Source organism: Paenibacillus vini (genome assembly GCF_018403325.1).
In the GTDB taxonomy this organism is placed as follows: domain Bacteria; phylum Bacillota; class Bacilli; order Paenibacillales; family Paenibacillaceae; genus Fontibacillus; species Fontibacillus vini.
In genome coordinates, this window is the sequence record NZ_BOSL01000015.1 from 23,745 (window position 1) to 40,014 (window position 16,270).

General features: G+C 51.4%; 12 protein-coding genes and 1 other annotated feature. All 12 genes read right to left on the reverse strand.

The genetic code is table 11. The annotated features are described in order from the left end of the window. Nucleotides 1-3 precede the first annotated feature (3 nt). The 12 genes from KJS57_RS19880 to KJS57_RS19935 all read right to left on the reverse strand — a co-directional run bounded on the left by KJS57_RS19880 (nt 4) and on the right by KJS57_RS19935 (nt 16,119). Nucleotides 4-1,377, reverse strand: a complete 1,374-nt coding sequence (locus KJS57_RS19880) for a bifunctional folylpolyglutamate synthase/dihydrofolate synthase (RefSeq protein WP_213656094.1) — start codon at nt 1,375-1,377, stop codon at nt 4-6. A gap of 117 nt (nt 1,378-1,494) precedes the next feature. Next, nucleotides 1,495-4,167: a valine--tRNA ligase gene (locus KJS57_RS19885; protein WP_213656095.1), complete on the reverse strand. Its 2,673-nt coding sequence runs from the start codon at nt 4,165-4,167 to the stop codon at nt 1,495-1,497. 318 nt (nt 4,168-4,485) lie between these two features. Then, nucleotides 4,486-4,751: a binding site (T-box leader), on the reverse strand. A 173-nt stretch (nt 4,752-4,924) separates the two neighbouring features. Then, nucleotides 4,925-6,277, reverse strand: a complete 1,353-nt coding sequence (locus KJS57_RS19890) for a LysM peptidoglycan-binding domain-containing protein (protein WP_213656096.1) — start codon at nt 6,275-6,277, stop codon at nt 4,925-4,927. Nucleotides 6,278-6,438: 161 nt separating this feature from the next. After that, nucleotides 6,439-7,329 (reverse strand): RluA family pseudouridine synthase, encoded by an 891-nt coding sequence (locus KJS57_RS19895; RefSeq protein ID WP_244861640.1) that lies wholly within the window; start codon nt 7,327-7,329, stop codon nt 6,439-6,441. Between the two features lie 8 nt (nt 7,330-7,337). Beyond that, nucleotides 7,338-8,639: a glutamate-1-semialdehyde 2,1-aminomutase gene (gene hemL / locus KJS57_RS19900; protein ID WP_213656097.1), complete on the reverse strand. Its 1,302-nt coding sequence runs from the start codon at nt 8,637-8,639 to the stop codon at nt 7,338-7,340. A 29-nt stretch (nt 8,640-8,668) separates the two neighbouring features. After that, on the reverse strand, nt 8,669-9,673 hold the full coding sequence (gene hemB, locus KJS57_RS19905; RefSeq protein WP_213656098.1) for a porphobilinogen synthase: 1,005 nt from the start codon (nt 9,671-9,673) through the stop codon (nt 8,669-8,671). Nucleotides 9,674-9,756: 83 nt separating this feature from the next. Beyond that, nucleotides 9,757-11,310, reverse strand: a complete 1,554-nt coding sequence (cobA, locus tag KJS57_RS19910) for a uroporphyrinogen-III C-methyltransferase (RefSeq protein WP_213656099.1) — start codon at nt 11,308-11,310, stop codon at nt 9,757-9,759. Nucleotides 11,311-11,315: 5 nt separating this feature from the next. After that, nucleotides 11,316-12,278, reverse strand: coding sequence for a hydroxymethylbilane synthase (gene hemC / locus KJS57_RS19915; RefSeq protein WP_213656100.1), 963 nt, complete (start codon nt 12,276-12,278; stop codon nt 11,316-11,318). A 3-nt stretch (nt 12,279-12,281) separates the two neighbouring features. Beyond that, complete coding sequence (locus KJS57_RS19920; protein ID WP_213656101.1) at nt 12,282-12,929, reverse strand: precorrin-2 dehydrogenase/sirohydrochlorin ferrochelatase family protein; 648 nt, start codon at nt 12,927-12,929, stop codon at nt 12,282-12,284. Nucleotides 12,930-13,170: 241 nt separating this feature from the next. Beyond that, the gene (gene hemA, locus KJS57_RS19925) at nt 13,171-14,562 is read right to left on the reverse strand and encodes a glutamyl-tRNA reductase (protein ID WP_213656102.1); all 1,392 of its coding nucleotides are present in this window, start codon (nt 14,560-14,562) and stop codon (nt 13,171-13,173) included. A gap of 244 nt (nt 14,563-14,806) precedes the next feature. After that, on the reverse strand, nt 14,807-15,205 hold the full coding sequence (speD, locus tag KJS57_RS19930; protein WP_211023266.1) for an adenosylmethionine decarboxylase: 399 nt from the start codon (nt 15,203-15,205) through the stop codon (nt 14,807-14,809). A 326-nt stretch (nt 15,206-15,531) separates the two neighbouring features. After that, nucleotides 15,532-16,119, reverse strand: a complete 588-nt coding sequence (locus KJS57_RS19935; protein WP_213656103.1) for a non-ribosomal peptide synthetase module — start codon at nt 16,117-16,119, stop codon at nt 15,532-15,534. Nucleotides 16,120-16,270: the final 151 nt, after the last annotated feature.

The following is a 16,270-nucleotide window of genomic DNA, read 5'->3' on the forward strand; positions in this document are numbered from 1 at the left end:
AGTTCACCAGCCTTTTTCAGAATCGGTTTGATGCAAAAGAGCTGCCCGCACATCCGAAATCATATACAGTGTGCCGGTGACCACCCCAAGATCTTCCCGTTCCGTCCGTGACTCCAAAAGAGAAAGTGCCTTTCTCCAGTCACGTTCCACAATGATTTCCAATTCCGGTTTTGCCTTCGCAGCTTTCAGCTCTTGGACAAGTTCATACAACGCCTCCGCATCCAGCTTACGGCGAAAATCGGGCTCGGTCAGAATAAGCGTATCCACTATAGGTAATATATGCTCCAAGTAGGCGTGATGATGCTTATTAGCCAGCATCCCCATCATCAAATTAAGCTTACGGTAGCTGAATGTTTCACGGATGCTCTTGGCAAGCGTTTCCGCTCCCTCTGGATTGTGCGCCCCATCCAATACAATGCGCGGTTCAGTCGATATCCGTTCCAGCCGACCTGCCCAGAAGGTAGCCTCAAAACCGCGTTGTACCGGTTCATCTTCAAGAACAAAAGCCATATATTGCCGCAGTATTTCGAGTACCATCATGACACCTGCTGCATTTTTGCACTGATGCTCGCCCAGCATGGACATTTCCAGCTCGAATTCGCGGAAAGGTCCGCGAAACAGCATTGCCTGTCCTTTCTCGCTGACCTTGAGGCGGTCGAACGAGAACTCTTCACCCAATAAATATAGACTGCTCCGCTGCTTCGACGCCGTCTCTTTCATGACGTTAATAGCCTCCGGCTGTTCGACGCAACTCACTATCGGAACACCGGGTTTTATAATCCCGGCTTTTTCGCGGGCGATCTGTTCGATCGTATCTCCAAGAACATCGGTATGATCATATCCGATATTCGTAATCAAAGAAACGATCGGAGTTACTATGTTAGTAACATCCATCCTTCCCCCAAGGCCCGTCTCCCATACCACGACATCAGGGTAGCATTCCTCGGCAAAATAAAGAATCGCGATCGCCGTGCTGACCTCGAACATGGTAGGCGATCCGAGCTCGGTCTCCGCAATTTCGCGTACTAGTGGCATCACCCGATTGGCCAGGGACACCAGCGTCTCCTCGGGAATGTCTTGCCCATTGCACTGAAACCGGTTCGTGAATTTGGTAATGTACGGTGAGGTAAACGTCCCTACATTATAACCGCATTCCATCAATGTACGGGTTAAAAAGGCGCAGGACGATCCTTTGCCGTTCGTACCGGCTACATGTATAAACTTCAGTCTGCGCTGCGGGTTGCCGAGCCGTTCCATCAAGAGATAGATCCGTTCCAACCCCGGACGGATTCCGAAAGGAATCAGCCCGTTGATCCAATCCACAGCTTCGCTATAGCTTTGCAGTGCTTCTTCACTCTGTCCTTGATGAGCCCCCATCACGTTCACCTTCATTTAATTGTTGGTATATAAAAGCTCGAAGAAATAACAGCTTTGGCTGCGTACATTTCCCGTAAAACGGACAAATGACGCAGCCGCAGATGTTGACGAAATTGACTAGCCCTTCAATTCGCCGATCCGGGCCAGAACTTTATCGCGTTTATCGGAATAGTCCGCCATCTTGGCGCGTTCTTCCTCAATCACCTTAGCCGGAGCCTTAGCGACGAAACCTTCGTTAGCCAGTTTTTTCTCAACTCGCTCCACTTCTTTGTTCAAATGTTCAACCTCTTTTTCAAGGCGCGCGATTTCCTGGCTGATATCGATCAGTCCAGCAAGCGGCAAATATAACTCCGCTCCGGTAACGACCGCTGTCATCGCCTTATCCGGGACCGCCGCCTGCAAGGAAGCTTCATACTGGGACGTATTGCAGAACCGGCTGATATAGTGACCGTTCCGATTCAGAATATCCAGCAATTCTGCCGAAGCCGGTTTTACAAGCAACTCGACTTTTTTGCTCATCGGAACATTCACTTCCGAACGAATATTACGAACCGAACGAATCACGTCAACGAGCAGATTCATTTCCTCCAAGGCATCCGGCGCTTCAAGCGAAGGATCATATTTAGGCCATTCGGCCAATGTAATCGATTCGCCATGATGCGGCAAATGCTGCCATATTTCCTCGGAAATAAACGGCATGAACGGATGAATCAAGCGCAGCGTACGATCAAGCACGTAGGCGAGTACGGACTGCGTTTTGCGCTTCGCCGCAGCATCTTCCCCGTACAGGGACAATTTGGCAAACTCGATGTACCAATCGCAGAGATCATCCCAAATAAAGTTGTATAACTGACGACCTGTTTCCCCAAATTCATAGGCATCGATCAAACGGGTAATTTCACGGGCCGTTTCATTGTAACGGTGAAGGATCCACCGATCCGCGGTAGACAGGTCTCCGCTGATATCTATATCTTCGATCGTTACGCCTTCCAGGTTCATCAAGGCGAACCGGGATGCGTTCCAGATTTTATTGGCAAAGTTACGAGCCTGCTCTACCCGTTCCCAATGGAAACGAAGATCCTGACCAGGCGTGCTGCTTGTCGAGAGCATATAGCGCATCGCATCGGCCCCGTACTTCTCGATGACTTCCAGCGGGTCAACCCCGTTGCCAAGCGATTTGGACATTTTACGCCCTTCGCTGTCACGAACCAATCCATGGATCAGCGCGTTTTTGAACGGAACGGACTTCGTAAATTCCAAACCGGTAAAGATCATGCGCGATACCCAGAACGGAATAATATCGTATCCGGTAACGAGCACGCTCGTAGGGAAGAAGCGTTTGTAGTCCTCGCTGTTCTCATTAGGCCAGCCTAAAGTCGAGAAAGGCCACAAAGCCGAGCTGAACCAGGTATCGAGGACATCTTCGTCCTGCACCAGATCATCCCGTCCGAGCTTGGCCCGGGCTTCCGCTTCATCCCGTGCGACGACCATTTCACCGGTCGCTTCACAATACCAGGCCGGAATACGGTGTCCCCACCATAATTGGCGGGAAATGCACCAATCGCGGACATTTTCGATCCAGTGAAGATACGTCTTTTCGAACCGGTCCGGTACGAACTGGACGCCTTCTCCGGATTTCTGGGCGGCGATCGCAGCTTCCGCCAACGGCTTCATTTTTACAAACCATTGCGTCGACAGATACGGCTCAATGACCGCTCCCGTCCGTTCGCTGTGTCCAACTTGGTGAACATGATCTTCGATTTTGATCAGAACACCCTGGTCCTGCAAATCCTTAACGATTTGTTTGCGGCATTCGCTGCGGTCCAATCCTTGGTATTGGCCCGCTTCGTTATTCATCGTTCCGCTTTCGTCCATGACGGTAATTTGCGGCAGATTATGGCGAAGACCCACTTCAAAGTCATTCGGATCGTGAGCCGGCGTAATCTTAACCGCGCCGCTGCCGAATTCCTTATCCACATAATCGTCCGCAATGATCGGAATTTCACGGCCGGTAATCGGCAGAACAAGCATTTTTCCGATCAGATTCTTGTAGCGCTCATCCTTCGGATGCACCGCCACGGCGGTATCTCCAAGCATCGTCTCAGGCCGCGTCGTTGCGACAGTAATAAACCCGCTGCCGTCTTTAAGCGGATATTGCAAATGATACAAATGACCATTAACTTCTTTGTATTCAACCTCAATGTCGGATAGGGCCGTGCGGGCAACCGGGTCCCAGTTGATAATGTATTTGCCGCGGTAAATCAAGCCCTTTTCAAAGAGCTTAACGAATACTTCACGAACGGCCAACGACAGACCTTCGTCCAACGTAAAACGCTCCCGTGAATAATCGAGAGAGAAGCCCATTTTTGCCCATTGCTCATGAATGGAGGCAGCATATTTATCTTTCCATTCCCATACCTTCTCCAGAAACTTCTCACGTCCAAGGTCGTAGCGTGTTTGCCCTTCTGCGCGAAGATTTTGCTCGACTTTGGTTTGAGTCGCGATCCCGGCATGGTCGGACCCCGGCAGCCAGAGCGCATCATAACCTTGCATCCGCTTGGTGCGGATCAGTATATCCTGAAGGGTGCAGTCCAGCGCGTGTCCGATATGCAGCATACCGGTTACGTTAGGCGGCGGGATTACGATTGTGAAGGGCTCGGCTTCCGGTCTTTGTCCAGCTTTGAAAAAGCCGCCTTCCATCCAATAGCGGTACCATTTTTGCTCCGCCGCTTTCGGATCGTACGTAGTCGGCATTTCCGCCGACAGGGATTGTCCATGGTTTTCTGTCATTTGTACCAAACCTCCATTACAAATAATTGACTTAAAATATTAGTTCAAAAAGTCAGGTTTTCAGGACCAAAGCGTATGCTTCCGAAGTGCGTTTTTACAAAACGCTTTAGGTCGGATGAAGCTAGGGACTGAGTAGCGGAGCTAAACGTTTTCGTAGAAAACGACTTCGTAAGCATTTGCTCATAAGGTACGTGAGCAACGGAAGGCCCGGCTGAATTCAAGATTCGACATCGAATCCGCTTCATGATCTGCTTCGTCATGGAAAGATGATTTTTTGAACTACCTTTTAAAGCTAGAAAACACAAAAAGCCCCTCGCCTCAAAGGACGAAAGGCTTTACTTTCGCGGTACCACCTTTGTTTCGCAGGCTACACCAACCCCGGAATTCAAATAAAACCGGAATCCAGCTTGCGACACTCATACAGATAACGGCTGCTGCCGGCCCGTTCTAGCATAAACAGTTTACGGATCAAACGGGCGACTCCCGGGCGACTTCGGTCAGCTGCATCCTGCGGAACTTCCCAGCACTTCCAATTCCGCTCTCTGAAGGGTTTACTGCCTACTATTCCCATTCCAAGTCTTTACAATTAGATTTTGCTTAGAGTTTATCTTTATCATCATAGCTTGAATACCTTCACGAGTCAACAAAAGGGGCAAAAATGGACAACAGTCCACCAAGAGAGGACAAACTTAAGCATACATGAATACATGAAAAAAGCCGCACATAGTGTGCAGCTTTTAAGATGGAGGGCTTTTCATCAAGGGATGTACAGCACCTGTCCCTCAGACAAATGTTGTTCGGACAGTCTGTTGTAAAGCTGCAGTTCTCGCGAACTAAGCTGATAACGCTCCGCGATTGCGTCCAATGTCTCTTCACGTTGGACAATTACAAGCCTGACTTTACGGAAAGGAGTCTGCTCTTCGGCATTGCGTATGAACAAGCTCTTCCAGCGTACTTCCTCTGCGTCGTTTTGTTCTACCGCCGGCAATGCTTCTTCCGTCTCTTGCAAACTCTGACCGGATTCGGAGTCCGGCCGATACGAGGATAGCAGCTTGCTGATTCCGTAACTGCTCTCCTGAGCAACATCGCCGTTCTTTTTGCTCCCGAGGGCAATTTTCAGCTCTTTCTTTTCCTCCGGTTCCGGCCGAATTTCGGCATCCTGCGCGGATTCCGCGGAAAAGGCATCGTCCTCCGTTTCGAAATCGGCGGTAACCGGGACAGCCTCTTCAAACGAAAGCTCTTCCTCTTGCGAAACAGGTAAGGCTCCCTCTTCCCTTTCAGCGGAAGCATATTCGCCGGGAGGTTCATCCAAATCGATCTCGGTTACCGTCACGGACGGACGAGCCGCCTCCTTAAACCAAACTTCCTGCTGCTCGGATTGGAAAGAACGCTCTTGATCCGGGCTCTCTGCTGCGTACTCTTCCTCTAATTGAGGATCACGCGAAGTCAATTCTTCCGGAGCCTCCGCTTCCGCCTCCTTGTCCTCCACAACGGACTGGGCATAGAGCGGCGAAGCGTGGTCATTCCATGTAAGTATGTTTTGCTGCTCGTCCGTATCGTTCAATTCAGGCAGAGATTCCTGCTCCCACATCCGGAAATTCTCGGTATAGCTGCGCGTAGCTGAATCCAATCCCGCTTCACGCCCCGAAATGTGGTCAGGATCTCTTTGCACGTCCCCGCGCAAGTCGGAAGCCGGCTCATGAGCAACCACGAGTTCCCGGTCCTTCCACTCCTCCGGTTCCACAGCCAACGATGAAGTTTCGATGCCCTGCAAGGATAACACGCCCGTAATATTAAGACTGCGGGCACTGAGCAGGTCTACGTCGAAATTTTCAATTTCGACCGCGATTTCCTCCAGCTTACCGACCCGGCTAAGCGGAATCGTGATCTCCACCGGAATCCAATGCTCCAGTTCCTGAGTGTTTCCCTCGCCGCGATAAAGTCCCGACAGCAGTAAATGGCCGCGCAGCGAAGCATACTCTTCCCCGGGAATGACCTGAATTTTCGGATAGAGTTCAATTTCTTCCAGTTCGTCGATGCCTACTACATTTTCCGATAGATGCACGCGTTCATAAATATCGAACCTCAGACCGTAGGATTGATCCGCCAAAAATATTGCCTCCTTTCAGCATATCCAAACATGATTTTGTATCCAGTAAACTGCATGGTCCAAATCATCGCTCGTTTTTATCTATATGCTTAAAAAAAGAGTGCATGCCTGCTTTTTCGCGGTTCTGCGGCTAGAGATTCGCTCCGGCCGCCAAGCTTAATTCAGCTATGCAGCCAAGCGCGAACCTTATCCCACTCCTCCGGCCAAGAGTCCGGGACTTCAACAGTTTCTCCGGTTAAAGGATGCGGAAACGCCAGACTCTCCCCATGAAGCGCTTGATGGGGCAGAAGTTTCGTGCTCCCTCCATATAGCGCGTCGCCGATCAGCGGATGTCCCGCATGACTCATATGCACGCGAATTTGATGCGTCCGCCCCGTTTCGAGCCTCAAGCGGACAAGGCTAGCCTTCGGGAATGTCTCCAAAACCTCTACCCGGGTCACGGCCTCTTTGCCGGCCTTGGACACGCGGCGCCGGGAAGGGTGGTGACGATCCCGGCCTATAGGCTCATTAATCCGGATAAGAGCCGGATTGACGACGCCTTCCACCAACGCCACATAAACCCTCTCGATCTCTTTCCGCGCCATGGCGGCATCCAGTTTAAGCTGGGCGAAGATGTTCTTGGCATACAGAACGGGACCGGTCGTATACTCATCCAGCCGATGAATATGCGCAGGGGCGACCGGTTCGTCCCGCAGCGAATAGATTCCGGAGACGAAATTCGCTAGCGACGGCTCACGGCTCTCCCCGTCTGGATGCACCTTAATGCCGGCCGATTTATGCACGACGAGGCAGAAATCATCCTCATATAAAATCCGGACCGGCTGCTCCACGGGTTCGTACTGTGAAATCTTCGGCGGGAACAACCTCACGCGGAGCCGGTCCCCAGCCAGCTTAATCCCGCCTTCGGCATCCAGCGACCGGAGCAGTTTGGCCGGGCATCCGAGTTCCCGCTCAAGCCAAACGAGGGCCGCTTCATAGCGGCCCCCGTGTTCCGGCGGATTCAATTTGCCCGGCATCAGTTCCAGCCATTCGCCGCGTCTCTGCCCGGCCATCCCCTTGCTCACAGCTTTTGCAGCGCACGGCGGTGCGCTTCGATCGTGAGATCGATATCGGCCTCGGTATGAACGCCGGAGACGAACATGCCTTCAAACTGGGAAGGCGCAATGTTGATGCCTTCCTCAATCATCGCGGCAAAATAGCGGCGGAAGAGATCCAGGTCGCTGCTCTTGGCCGTATCGAAATTGATAACCTCCCCGTCCGTAAAGAACGGGCAAACCATCGAGCCCACGCGATTAATGGTACAAGGGATGCCCCGCTCTTTCGCGTTCGCCGTAAATCCGGCTTCCAGTCTCGCCGAAAGAAACTCAAGACGATCGTATACTTCCGGTGTCAAAAGCGACAAGGTGGAGAATCCTGCCGTCATGGCCAGCGGGTTCCCGCTCAGCGTACCAGCTTGATAAATCGGCCCGCTCGGCGCGATCTGTTCCATAATTTCACGTTTGCCGCCGTAAGCCCCAACCGGAAGCCCGCCGCCGATCACTTTACCTAGACAGGTCAAGTCAGGGGTGACTCCGAAGCGGCCTTGAGCACAATGGATATGTACGCGGAATCCGGTCATCACCTCATCAAAAATCAACAAGCTTCCATGTTCCGTCGTCAAGCGGCGCAAGCCTTCCAAAAATCCAGGCTGCGGCGGTACGACTCCCATATTTCCGGCCACCGGCTCCACAATAACGCCTGCGATTTCCGATCCGAAGCGCTGGAATGCTAGCTCCGCCGATTCCAGGTCGTTATAAGGCACCGTGATCGTATTGGCGGCCACGCCTTCCGGTACGCCCGGGCTATCGGGTAGACCGAGGGTAGCCACGCCGGAGCCGGCTTTGATCAGAAGGCTGTCCGCATGGCCGTGATAAGACCCTTCGAATTTCAGAATCTTGTTGCGGCCTGTATAGCCGCGCGCCAATCGGATCGCACTCATGGTCGCTTCCGTCCCGGAATTAACCATCCGGACAATATCAATCGACGGTACACGCTCGGCAACCAGCTTGGCCATCTCCGTCTCAAGCAGCGTAGGAGCGCCAAAGCTGGTACCTTTGACTGTCGTCTCCTGCAATGCCGATACTACCTTAGGATGGGCATGCCCCATGATGAGCGGTCCCCAGGATCCTACGTAGTCGATATATTCATTACCGTCGATATCATAAATTCGCGCACCTGCGCCCCGGTCCATGTAGACCGGCGTTAAGCCGACGGATTTAAAAGCTCTAACCGGGCTGTTGACCCCGCCTGGCAATACCTGCTTCGCTTCCTCAAAAGCCTGCCGCGATAGTTCTTCACTGCGGCGCCCGATCTTTTCACTCATGGTTCCCTCTCCTTGTCACGGTCATTTTATTATTTGCCTTCACGCAGCCAGCGGGCCGCATCTTTGGCGAAATACGTAATGATGATATCCGCTCCGGCGCGTTTCATGCCCAGCAGCATTTCCGTTACGATAGCCCGCTCATTGATCCAGCCTTTCTCGGCCGCGGCCTTGACCATCGAGTACTCTCCGCTGACATTATAAGCGACGAGCGGGAGATCAAACTGGTCGCGCAGCATCCGCAGCACGTCCATAAAGGCCAGCGCAGGTTTCACCATCAACATGTCCGCGCCTTCCAGAACATCGGTTTCCGCTTCTCTGAGCGCTTCCCGGGCATTGGCCGGGTCCATTTGATAGGTTTTGCGGTCGCCGAATTGAGGAGCGGAATCCGCCGCTTCGCGAAACGGACCATAGAATGCGGATGCGTATTTTACCGAATAAGACATGATCGGCACGTTGCTGAACCCGGCTTCATCCAGTCCCGCGCGGATGGCCTGTACGAACCCGTCCATCATGTTGGAAGGAGCGATGATGTCCGCTCCCGCCTGGGCCTGGGAAACTGCGGTTCGAACGAGCAGGTCGAGCGATTCGTCATTCAGGACATCTCCGCAGACGTGCCCGTCCCGTTCGAAAGTATGCACCATCCCGCAGTGGCCGTGATCGGTAAATTCGCATAAGCAGGTGTCGGCTACTACGAGCAGGTCGGGATAAAGAGATTTGATCTTACGAGTCGCTTGCTGGACAATGCCGTCTTCGGCAAAGGCCGAGGATCCAACGTCGTCTTTGCTCTCCGGAATCCCAAAGAGCAGCACGGCCGGAATGCCGAGGTCCACGATCTCTTTTACTTCTTCCTCCAGCGTGTCCAGCGAAAAATGATAGACCCCCGGCATGGATGAAATTTCATTCTTAACGCCGCTACCGTAAGTAACAAAGATCGGCTGGATGAAATCATCCACCGTCAATACCGTTTCGCGCACCATTCCCCGGATTCCGGCGGATTGCCGTAAACGGCGATGTCTTACTATAGGAAAACTCATGATGGAATCCCTCCCGGATTTACTTATAATTTTACAAGGTTGTTCAAGTCGACTTTTTGAACACACATTTTAAGCCTGTCGGCCTAATCTATGTTTTCTTCTTTCCTTTTCCATTCGCAGAGGGCGGTCACCAAACTATCGATCGTCGCCTCTTCCGCAAGTGTGCCAATGTGCAAGCCAGCCTCCTCGGCCGTCTTGGCGGTAACGGGGCCAATGCAGGCGATTTCCGTTCCCTGCAAAGTCTCTGCCGGGTTTTCGAATCCCATTCGTTTCATGGCACCGAGAAAGTTGGTAACGGTAGATGAACTCGTAAAAGTGACGGCATGAATCCGGCCTTCCCGGAGCAGCTTGACCAGTTCATCATCTTCTTCCCCGGTAGGAACCGTGGCGTACATAACGGCTTCAGTCACAGCGAGTCCTTGCTCGCGGAGCGTCTCCGGCAGCCAAGTGCGCGCCAAGTCGCCGCGAGGCAGCAGAACCTTTTGGCCTGCTTGCAGCGCTCCAGCGAAGGCTTCCATCAATCCCTCGGCCTGATACCGGCCCGGCAGCTCCTCCGCAGCTATTCCGTATCTCCGCAGCGCTTCCTTCGTTGCGGGACCAACGGCGGCAATACGGGACTTATGCAGCGAACGAATGTCTTTTCCCAGCCTCTCCAGGTGTTTGAAGAAAAATTCAACCCCGTTGACGCTGGTGAAAAAAGTCCAGTCATACTCTTCCAGAGAACTCAGAGCCTCGTCGGTTTCTTTCATAGCTGTCCCTGTCGGCATCTCAAAGTCAATAACTGGGAATTCATAAGATTCTCCCCCGAGATCCTCGATTTGCCGGACCAATTCGCTAGCCTGGGCACGGGAACGAGTGACCAGAATCCGTTTGCCGAACAACGGCATGAATTCCGCCCATTTCAACTGCTCGCGCTGAAGAACGACTTCCCCTACAACGATAACGGCAGGGGGCTTGAAGTCGGCCTCGAGTACTTTCTGCTCAATGTCGGCAAGCGTACCCGTCAGTGTTTCCTGTTCCGCCCGGGTTCCCCAGCGCACAAGAGCAACCGGTGTCTCCGGCGATCGGCCGTAAGAGATAAGCTGCTTGCTGATGTACCCGATTTTTGATACGCCCATCATAAAGACTAGCGTGCCCGTTGCGTTAGTTACCTTTTCCCAATTGATCGACAAATCCAATTTATCGGGGCTCTCATGCCCTGTAATAATCGAAAGCGAAGACGCCATATCCCGGTGCGTTACGGGAATTCCGGCATAAGCCGGGACCGAAATTGCTGCGGTAATTCCCGGGACGATTTCATAGGGAATTCCATGTTTGCGAAGCAACTCCGCCTCTTCTCCCACGCGACCAAAAATCGTCGGATCTCCGCCTTTCAGGCGAACTACCGTTTTGCCGGTCAAGGCCAGATCAACCAGCAGCTGATTGATATCCTCCTGCTTCATCGTGTGACGATCGGTTCGTTTGCCGACGTAGATTTTCTCGGCTCCCCGCTTCATTTTCCCGAGCAGGCTCGGATTGGCGAGGCGGTCATAAACGACCACGTCCCCTTTCATCAAACAATCAAGCCCTTTTAAAGTAATCAGCCTTGCATCGCCGGGACCTGCCCCGACCAAGTAAACTCTCCCCGTCTTCCCCATTACCATCACTCCTCAGCTGCCGCCAAAATTTCGCCCGCTCCTCTGGATACCAATTTATCCGCAACGCTTTGCCCCAGCAGTACCGGATCATTCCCGGCCATGCTCTCCTTTAAAACCAGGCGCCCATCCGGCGTTCCAACCATCCCGGTCAGTACCATTTCACCGGAGAGGCCGTCTTCGCTATCCTCTTGTTTATTTTTACCCAAAACCGCATAGGCTCCGATCGGAACCTGACAGCTTCCTCCCAGCACACTAAGGAAGGTGCGTTCGGCCGCAACCGTCAATGCGGTTTCCGGATCATTGTAAAGTGAAAGCAGGTGACGGACTTCCTCATCGTTTTCCCGGCATTCGATACCGAGCGCCCCTTGGCCTACCGCTGGCAAACAAATATCTACAGGCAAATAGGAGGTGATTTTGTCCTCCCATCCCATTCGGAACAATCCGGCAGTAGCCAAAATAATGGCATCAAAACCCTCCGTCTCCAGTTTGCGAAGACGGGAATCAATATTTCCCCGGATCGGCTCGATGACGAGATCGGGACGATAGGCGCTAAGCTGACTGGAACGTCTCAAGCTGCTTGTGCCTACCTTGGCTCCTTGAGGGAGTTCGTCCAAACTTATCCCCTCCCTGGAGATAAATGCATCGCGGGGATCAACCCGTTTCGGCACGGCCCCATTTACTAATCCTTCCGGCAGTTTGGAAGGCATATCTTTCATGCTATGTACCGCCAGATCGATTTCCCCGTCCAGCATCGCCTGCTCGATTTCCTTGACGAATAACCCCTTTCCTCCGACTTTGGACAAAGTAACGTCCAGAATCCGGTCCCCTTTGGTTACGATCTTCTTGATCTCAAAATCATACGGCAGCCGGTGTTCTTCGCAAATCGCCTTCAGAGCATCGATCACGTGGCCCGTTTGCGTCAAAGCCAATTGACTCTGTCTGGTTCCTACTATAATGGTGCGTCTCATCCTTCATTCCTCCCGTTGTTGATCTATCCATGCATCCAGTTCTTCCTTGCTCCAAGGATGGAAACGGCCTTCCCGAATGGATGCCAATATGTCCATTTCTGTCAGCGATTTATATAGTTTGGCCCGCAAACCTGCATCTTGTACCCGGCCTTTGACCACAGATCTGGCAAAACTCAGAAAATCCACGTAAATTTCATACTCACTTCCGTATCGTTCGTCAATCTCCCGGCTCAGCATCCTCGAAGCACCCGGTCCAGCCCCGGATGTAGAAACAGCCAGAATCAATCCTCCGCGGCGCACGATGCTTGGCGTAATAAAAGATCCTTTGCTTCCGTCACCCGTATGGTTCACCGGAATGCCGAGCCGTTCGGCTTCCCGTACGACCGCATCGTTAATATCCGGTTGATCCGTCGCGGCATATGCCAAAAAAGCTCCGTCAAGATCGCCCTTCCTGTAGTTCCGCATCTCCCAAATCAACCGTCCGGCGGACTGATCGCTTTGCAGCCGATTTGTTGCATCAGGAGCAACTACAACCACCACCGCCCCCGCTTCTATTAAGGAAGCCGCTTTGCGCTCCGCTACCGGACCGCCTCCAATTATGACGCACCTGCGCCCTTCCAGCTTCAACATAACAGGAACATAATGTGTCATCGGTTTACCTCCCGGGACGGCTAATCAGAATCAGGCTACGGCCAAGTTCAGGACGAGCCAATCATTGTGCAATGTGTATAGCATACTGTACGCTGCACCTTTTTTCCAGCAGGTCTTATTTCGACCGGAAGGCGGATTCCCAAACTGCTCTTCGAATAGAAATAAGCCCCGTGCCAGTCGTTCTCCCCCGGCTGCATCCTCTGCATAACCGGGAATATAACGTAAGCCCAGGGCGTGTAAATTATACCGATGCCTGTACCAAGGACAGCGCCGGTTTTTCCTGCTGCGATACCTTCTCTTCCTTGGCAGCTTCGAATACTTCTTGCGAAGCACCGCTTGCCATCTCCGATTCCGCCAGTCTTTCCATCTGCTCTTCCAAAGAGAAGATCTGGGTGAACATGTTCAGCGCCTCGGCACCGTTCTCTTCGCCCGCCAATTCCTTGATGCGGTTAATCGGATCATGCATCATTTGATTAATAATACTTTTGGTTAATCTCCGGATAACCTTCCGTTGGCGTTCGTCAAGCTCCGGAAGCTTATTGAACAAACTCTCGAGCGTGCTTTCATGGATGGACGAGGACTTCTCCTGCAAAGCGCGTATAACAGGTTTTACGCCCAACGTCTGAAGCCAATTTGCAAAGGAGGAGATCTCTTCCTCGATCATGTTCTCAATTTTCAGGGCTTCGCCCCTGCGCATCTCCATATTGCTCTCCACAATGCCTTCAAGATCGTCAATATCGTACAAAAATACATTCTGCAATTCACTGATCGCCGGATCGATATCTCTCGGAACCGCGATGTCGATCATAAACAACGGACGGTCCGGCCGCTGTTTCATGCTTTGAGCGACTTGAGCGGAAGTAATGACATAGCCTTCAGCTCCTGTAGAGCTGATCAGAATATCCACTTCTTCCAACCGCTGCATCGCCTCCTGCATGGAACAAGGAGTACCGCTGAATTTAGAGGCCAGCTCCTGAGCCCGCGCAAAGGTTCGATTGGCGACGATCACCTCTTCGGCCCCCGCGCCGCTTAAATGCTTGGCCGTTAGCTCACTCATCTTTCCGGCACCCAGGATCAGAACTCGCTTGCCGCTGAAGCTTCCAAAAACGCGTTTTCCCAGCTCTACCGCTGCATAGCTGACGGAAACCGCGCTTTCTCCGATCGCCGTTTCCGAGTGCGCGCGTTTACTGAGTGTAACCGCCTGTTTGAACAGCATATTAAACCATGTTCCTGTCGCCTTCTCACTCTGAGATAAAAGAAAGGCGCTGCGGACCTGACCCAGGATTTGCGTTTCGCCGAGCACCATGGAATCCAGGCCGCAAGCAACCCGGAAAAGATGACGTATTGCCTGCTCGTCCTCATACATATATAAATGTTTGGTGAATTCCTCACGTGAAATCCCAAACCATTTTTCCATAAAACTACGAATAAAATACCCGCACATGTGCAGCCGATCCACGACTACATATATTTCCGTCCGGTTACAGGTAGCAATAATGACGCCTTCCAATACACTTTTGGTGCGTAAGAGCTCCTGCAGCGCTTGTGGCATATCTTTTTCTGCAAACGAAAAACGTTCTCTGACTTCCACAGGCGCCGTCCGATAATTCAACCCGACTACGACAATGTGCATTGCAAGTTCACCTGCCTCTAAGAGATGTCAAAGCATCATGTGTAAACAAACTATGTTAATTATATCACAGGGGGTAGTCCGTTACCCCGCTGTTTCTATGATTTTTTTATGAATTATTTATGAACTATGTTCCAAACAGACTTAAATTAATAAGCAATGCTTAGCAAGTAAAATAAATAACCATGGAAATTTTCCATGGTTATATCTTAGTTTACCCATTTTTCTTATGTTATAAAATCGCTCTTTAAACAAGCTCTACTTGATTCACTACAGGCGTGACCACTTCGAGTTCACCCAAACCGCGAATTAATTTCTTAGCAAAATACTTCTCCGGTTGCAAGACGGTCACCAGGTAATCGATCGCCAATTGCGGGTCTACGGTTTCTCCGCAAGTGTAACAATCAATCGCAGCAAAACCTCTCTCAGGATACGTATGAATCGAGAGATGGCTCTCCGACAGCAAAACAAGCACCGTGGCACCTTGTGGTTCAAACTGTCTGGCTTGCACCGACATCACCGTGGCTCCGCAAGCTTCGGCTGCTTCCACCATATGAGCTTGCAGCAGATCCGCGTTGTTCAGAACCTCAAAATCGACTCCCCAAGTATCAACAGCAACGTGTCTTCCGAAAGTTGAATATTCCATCTTCCGGTTCCCCCTTCCTAGGAATAAAATGTTTGAAAAAATTTCATCCGCTAGGACCTACGTCATTCACTTCCCGAGGGAAATATCTCTCGCAACATCTCCATGTCCTGAGTGAATCCTGGTTCCTATATTCTTTTCAACGAGATTAAAAATAACATCTATCGGGGACAAATGCAACACTTTTTTGGCCCCAGGTAAATATTATTCTTCTTCCTGCCGGATTGTGCGTAAACACGCTGTTTTTCAGACTTTCGGCATGAAAAAACCCGCCGAAAAGTGGACTCTGTTCGACGGGCCTGAATTGTTATTCAATTGTGTGATTGGCGTTATGCTTCCAAGGCGAATAATCGGCGGGTATGTCCGCGAAGCTCGTCGTCAATCCGGTTCACGGCATCGGGGTCATTAGCGATAATGCGTTTGTCGAGCAGGGTATTGATGCTGCCGTGAATGTATTCAATCTCCCGTTCCACATCATTATTCCGATAGATCCTTTGCAATTCCCCTAAACTATCCTTTAACTCAAACACCAATTTGTACGAATCCTTGGAGTACTCCACGATTTTGCGGACCCGGCCATCCTGATAATAATACATCATCATGAATCCGTTATAAATTCTCGTAACCATTCCGGAGCCCTTGAAAGCGGCGAACAAAAGTCTCATGACATTTGTTAAATGGGGTTTTTCCAAGCGGAAAGACAATTCACAGACATAATAACCGTCCCTGCGGTCAAAAGGCAGATGGACTTCTTCCCCGCCGTCATCCTCCAGCACCACCTCTTGACTGCCGTTCTCCAGCACCTTCACTCGCTGGCGGACATGAGGATCATACACTTTGTGAATAAACTGCGACATCTGGACTTCCGACAAACGCAAACTGGCATTAACATACTCTGTGGCTAACCGCTGAGCCATAAAAATCTCCTCAATTCTTTTAATCCTTTTAAATAATTATACACTACTCATTAAATCATTTGCTCAGCGGTTAAAACGTGAAATCCTGCCATTTTTCAGAATAAACCGGATTAATCCGTTTTTAGCTGTAAAAATCCCCTTGCATGCTCAC

What these genes read in the sequence shown, in the direction of transcription:
- KJS57_RS19920 (WP_213656101.1), bottom strand. Translation starts at nt 12,929, where the DNA reads ATGACACATTATGTTCCTGTTATGTTGAAGCTGGAAGGGCGCAGGTGC.
- hemL (WP_213656097.1), bottom strand. Translation starts at nt 8,639, where the DNA reads ATGAGTGAAAAGATCGGGCGCCGCAGTGAAGAACTATCGCGGCAGGCT.
- KJS57_RS19895 (WP_244861640.1), bottom strand. Translation starts at nt 7,329, where the DNA reads ATGGCCGGGCAGAGACGCGGCGAATGGCTGGAACTGATGCCGGGCAAA.
- hemC (WP_213656100.1), bottom strand. Translation starts at nt 12,278, where the DNA reads ATGAGACGCACCATTATAGTAGGAACCAGACAGAGTCAATTGGCTTTG.
- hemA (WP_213656102.1), bottom strand. Translation starts at nt 14,562, where the DNA reads ATGCACATTGTCGTAGTCGGGTTGAATTATCGGACGGCGCCTGTGGAA.
- speD (WP_211023266.1), bottom strand. Translation starts at nt 15,205, where the DNA reads ATGGAATATTCAACTTTCGGAAGACACGTTGCTGTTGATACTTGGGGA.
- KJS57_RS19935 (WP_213656103.1), bottom strand. Translation starts at nt 16,119, where the DNA reads ATGGCTCAGCGGTTAGCCACAGAGTATGTTAATGCCAGTTTGCGTTTG.
- KJS57_RS19880 (WP_213656094.1), bottom strand. Translation starts at nt 1,377, where the DNA reads ATGGGGGCTCATCAAGGACAGAGTGAAGAAGCACTGCAAAGCTATAGC.
- hemB (WP_213656098.1), bottom strand. Translation starts at nt 9,673, where the DNA reads ATGAGTTTTCCTATAGTAAGACATCGCCGTTTACGGCAATCCGCCGGA.
- cobA (WP_213656099.1), bottom strand. Translation starts at nt 11,310, where the DNA reads ATGGGGAAGACGGGGAGAGTTTACTTGGTCGGGGCAGGTCCCGGCGAT.
- KJS57_RS19885 (WP_213656095.1), bottom strand. Translation starts at nt 4,167, where the DNA reads ATGACAGAAAACCATGGACAATCCCTGTCGGCGGAAATGCCGACTACG.